4 protein-coding genes and 2 pseudogenes are annotated in these 4,380 nt (G+C 55.5%); all 6 read left to right on the forward strand.

Annotation, left to right across the window (positions count from 1 at the left end):
- A pseudogene (locus JWR14_RS18050) lies at positions 1–218 on the forward strand (glutathione-dependent formaldehyde dehydrogenase); the annotation flags it as partial.
- A 31-nt stretch (positions 219–249) separates the two neighbouring features.
- The gene (locus JWR14_RS18055) at positions 250–501 is read left to right on the forward strand and encodes a hypothetical protein (protein WP_299709463.1); all 252 of its coding nucleotides are present in this window, start codon (positions 250–252) and stop codon (positions 499–501) included.
- A gap of 927 nt (positions 502–1,428) precedes the next feature.
- On the forward strand, positions 1,429–1,542 hold the full coding sequence (locus JWR14_RS38600; protein ID WP_366144567.1) for a hypothetical protein: 114 nt from the start codon (positions 1,429–1,431) through the stop codon (positions 1,540–1,542).
- Between the two features lie 1,421 nt (positions 1,543–2,963).
- On the forward strand, positions 2,964–3,224 hold the full coding sequence (locus tag JWR14_RS18060) for a hypothetical protein (protein ID WP_299709467.1): 261 nt from the start codon (positions 2,964–2,966) through the stop codon (positions 3,222–3,224).
- Positions 3,139–3,578 (forward strand): annotated as a pseudogene (locus JWR14_RS18065) (DUF892 family protein). The gene JWR14_RS18060 and the pseudogene JWR14_RS18065 overlap by 86 nt, the downstream one beginning before the upstream one ends.
- 48 nt (positions 3,579–3,626) lie before the next feature.
- Complete coding sequence (locus JWR14_RS18070; protein WP_299709465.1) at positions 3,627–4,172, forward strand: ferritin-like domain-containing protein; 546 nt, start codon at positions 3,627–3,629, stop codon at positions 4,170–4,172.
- Positions 4,173–4,380: the final 208 nt, after the last annotated feature.

Genomic DNA, 4,380 nt, shown 5'->3' on the forward strand with positions numbered 1-4,380 from the left:
TTGGCGCAGCCATGAACAAGAATCTGGTGATCAAGATGGGCAATTGCAACCATCGCTCGATCATTCCGCAACTGATCGAGAAGGTACGCAACGGCTCGTTCGATCCGCTATCCGTCCTGACGAACCGTGAGCCGATGATGAACGTACTCGATGCGTATAAGGCATTCGATGCGAGACAGCCGGGCTGGCTCAAAGTTAAGCTTGTGGTCAACGGTTGAGCGCCGGGGCTTGATGAGATAGGAGATCGAAATGCAGATCCTCGAAAAGCCGAATGTGCAATCGCCGTTTTCCGCCACGGTGATGCTCGCTGCGGTCCCCATCATGCGACAAATGTCGCAAGGTCGCTATTGCGTTACAGACACTGCGGTCGCGAAGTTTTTGCTAAGCGGAAAGTATCCGCTTGCTCGAAGATGTGCTGATGATGACCGCTATCTGGAAATCACGACCCGCGGCAAAGAGTGGCTGTCAGCGGCATTTCCTCTCGAGAGCTCGGAAAGGTGATGACCGGGTCGCTCATTGTTGCCGCGTTGCTGGTTGTCGCTGTGTGCTATGCCCATGCCGAAATTCCAAGGTTCACGAAAGGGTCGGCGCGTCGAACAGTAGCTCACGTCGTGCTTATCGTCATGGGATGTGCCTGCGGCGCCGTGAGCTTGTGGATACCCGGTCTGTCGTCGCCCAGATCGCTGGCGTTCGTTGTCGGATTTGGCGTTGTTCATGTGCCAGCAGCGGCGATCTTGTTCATTAAATATCTGCGCGGGTCCGGGCAATCCTGACGATACAAGGCTAGGTTGTCCCAGCCGCGCAGGCGAAATCCTGTTCAGTGCAAGCCGCGCACGTTGGCAAAAGGATACGTCCCACGTTCATCTGACAAAAGTCCAGCAAACGGACAGCGCGCCAGCTTCCATCGCTGATTCGATAAACGGTGCGGAAGACGGCGCGTCGAAACGTTCCTCGGCGGCGGCCGGCCCCGCTTTTAGCTGAAAGCCCCTGGTGAGACGCGACAGCCTTCTCATTGAAGCCGTTCGAAAATTTGTCCCTGCATGCACCCGCGCATCGTATCCACGCTCTGCAATGCAGTCGTCTCACGCGACATACGACGTCCAACGCACTCGAAATCCAGAGGACGACTATACCTAGAGCGCGTCCTAAGCCGAGAAGCGTTAGCCACCGCTCATTGCGCCCGCCGGCTTGCACCCGTTTCTAGCGTTGCTGCCGCGTGGCACTCGCGAAGCATCCGCTCTAGCCAGCCAGCATGACTCCCGGGTAAAGCAGCTGTGGTTAGCCGTCAGCGGTCGGTACCGTCTCGGACACGCGGTCGAGATCAGGCACCCTAATTTCGCAAGTCCGGGCTTTGAAAAAACTGTGCGTGAACATCGCGTTGCGCTCGTGATTTCCCACTCGGCAGCAGGGTGACCTTATGCCAAAGACTTGACGGCTGACTTTATGTATATGCGCCTTCACGGTGTTGAGACGTTGTACGGCGGAGCCTTTACCGAGGAATGGCTCGACCGTTGGGCGAGTCGGATCTGGAGTTTGTTCTAACGCGCTACCGGTGGCTTCAGAAAGCGCGTCTTGGATGTCGATCTCGCTCATTTCGTGGCTAAGGGCGCCACCGATCATGCGTGTCGCTATATCTCGCTCTGTTATCTCCCCATTTGAGAAGCAATTCCTGCGCGTCGGAGCGAGTCAGACACCGAGCAAATGGCAGTAATTCACGCGATAACGTCCCGCGCCTGGGTCGATATCGTTCCGATGCAAACACCAACGCAATGCAAACGTAGACGGACAATCTGGTTTCCCTCCGCATACGGACCACGGTTATAACAACGTCACCCCGGCAAGAACTCCCTAAAGTGAGATTTGGCTGGCACGCCGACCGCGGCGTTGGGCTGGAAAATGACGATGAGCTGCACGATGCTCGTGCGCTGCAACGCTTTTATCGAGACGTCGCACGGTGAGAGCAGGAAGAGGTACGTAGCTAAAGCCAAACGGGAAGATCTAACGACATCTTTGCCGGTCAAGCTTGTACACTGCACCGGCCGACGTGGAGGCGCGTATTGCTGTGAGAGACGTCTGCAACCGACGTGGGCCATCGACTGACCGCGCCGCGTCGCAAGCCATTTGGTCACTTGATAGGACGGAAAGCCCGCGGCCGTGCCGCTGCCGTAAGACCAAGAAAACGTGTACCGGGCGGCTTCATGTGAATGCAACCAATTTGTCCAAGACGCTGTAGGCCGAAAGCCGAAAATGCTCAATAACTTTTATCGAGGCAACGCAGGAGGAGCCAACAAGCGACCTCAAACTGTCTGCGACGCGGCAGCAGAGACTCATCCCCGCAAAGGAAGTTTCAAAACGTTTGATGGATCGTGCCCTATGCGTGCAAGAACCCGCTGGAGTCTTGCCGCCTACGCCAGCGTTGATACGATCATTTCGGCAAAAAAGGCGACCCGCGATCGCGGGCCGCAAGCGCTGCACAGGCAGCGTGGAGCAACATTGACTCAGCAGGGCCTATTCCTGCCTCGGAAATTCGCTCTGCGGATTTGACTCAGCATGCCAGTACTGCCGCGCTCAGCAGCGTGAACCATGAGGAGTGCCATTGATTGTTCGCAAGCCTTTTACTTAAACCGGCTGTGCGATTACCCGCGCCTAAACTTCTAATACAGTGCCTGTTATTGCAAGAGCGCTCTGTCCTCACCAGAACCGGTGTTAATGCGCGGTCGCCCCATGACGATCTTCAGAATGTGGGGGCTGCCGATGAGTTCTTCAGCCAGCATTCGCAGCCCAGACGGGCTTTCTGACATACATACGTACTCGAGCAGGAGGGCGGAACTAACGCAACGACGAGCGGTGACGCCTGAATGGATGCACGCGACCATAACCCGCCTGTGCACTAGGTCAGACGAGCCGTCAACGTGAATGTGCACGGTAGTGTGTATCATTTCGCCCCATTTCGAATCAGCCGCATGGCCACTTCCTGGCGAGCAACGAGTGTGCCGGTTATTCACCTTTTGCTGAAAGCACGGGCGTGGCGTTTGCAGCAGTTTGCGGACGCCAATGCGTCGATTTTTTGTTTCTGTGAAGGAGTGATCCATGACTGCAAGAACGATCCAAGATCTGTTTATTCATACACTGTCCGACGTGTACAGCGCGGAAAAACAGCTAACGAAGGCTTTGCCAAAACTGGCGCGCGCGTCAACGAACCCGGATCTTCGATCTGCTTTTGAGACGCACCTCGAAGAGACCAATGGACAGATCGAGCGAATCGATAAAAAATCGTTGAGGTGTCGGGACTAAAGCTCAAACGGGTGAAGTGCGTTGCTATGGAGGGACTTGTCGAGGAGGGACAAGAGCAAATCGAGGAGATCGAAGCTGGACAGGTGCGCGACGCTGCACTTATTGGCGCAGCCCAGAAGGTCGAACACTACGAGATAGCGTCGTATGGCACTCTCGCTGCGCTAGTCAAGCAACTCGGGGAAAAGCAGGCGATGGAACTCCTGCTCGAAACGCTTCAGGAAGAAAAGGCGACCGACAAGAAACTCTCGTTACTCGTGGAGCAGAAAGTTGCCGAAGAAGCTTAGAGTAAGTAAGCTTCTCTTGGACCGCGCCCGTCGGCGTGCCGTCGGGCTATGGTCCTCCATTGTCTCAGATCAGTACGAAGGGAAACTTATGCCGACGCGAAAGAACATCTATTAGATTGGCTTCGCGACGCGCATGCAATGGAGCAACAAGCAGAACAAATGCTTAAAGTGCAGGCGGGGCGTTTCGAGCATTATCCCGAGCTAAAGGCACGGATTGAACAGCATTTACAGGAGACACTGGGTCAGCAAAAGCTGGTAGCGAGCTGCATCGACCGCTTGGGAGGGGCCAATTCGACAATCAAAGATGCTGCAGCCATGCTGTTAGCATCCGGGCAAGTTTTAGGTGGAGTGACGATGACTGACGAGGTCATCAAAGGAAGTACGGCGAGCTTCGCATTCGAAAATTTAGAGATTGCCACCTACACAACGCTCATCGCGGCCGCCGAAGCAGTGGGCGATTCAGAGACTGAATGCATTTGCGAAATCATCGTCTCGGAAGAAGAAGCGATGGCGGCATGGTTGAGGAATCATCTCCATTCTGTCACTCAGCGATACCTGCAGCGAGACCGGGAAGTCGAAACCGCACGCAAGTAAAAAGCACGAGCGCGAGCCCATTGTACGCGGCGGCTTCTCAGGCCGGCCGACCGCATTTTTCTGCTGAAACGAGGGAACGTCACATGGTAGACGCGCCGAATCCGTCGGATGTATTCGGGCTTGGAGCCGTTTGCCAATGCTAGTGACGTAGGCTGGGCACTGCACCGTCAACGCGCTTCATCAGTGCGGTCATCAGCGCTCGATCCCG

Origin of the sequence: Caballeronia sp. (genome assembly GCF_028292365.1) — a bacterium.
GTDB lineage: Bacteria > Pseudomonadota > Gammaproteobacteria > Burkholderiales > Burkholderiaceae > Caballeronia.

Excerpts from the sequence above, each read along its gene's own strand:
- JWR14_RS18055 (WP_299709463.1), top strand. The coding sequence starts at position 250 with ATGCAGATCCTCGAAAAGCCGAATGTGCAATCGCCGTTTTCCGCCACG.
- JWR14_RS18070 (WP_299709465.1), top strand. The coding sequence starts at position 3,627 with ATGGTCCTCCATTGTCTCAGATCAGTACGAAGGGAAACTTATGCCGAC.
- JWR14_RS18060 (WP_299709467.1), top strand. The coding sequence starts at position 2,964 with ATGGCCACTTCCTGGCGAGCAACGAGTGTGCCGGTTATTCACCTTTTG.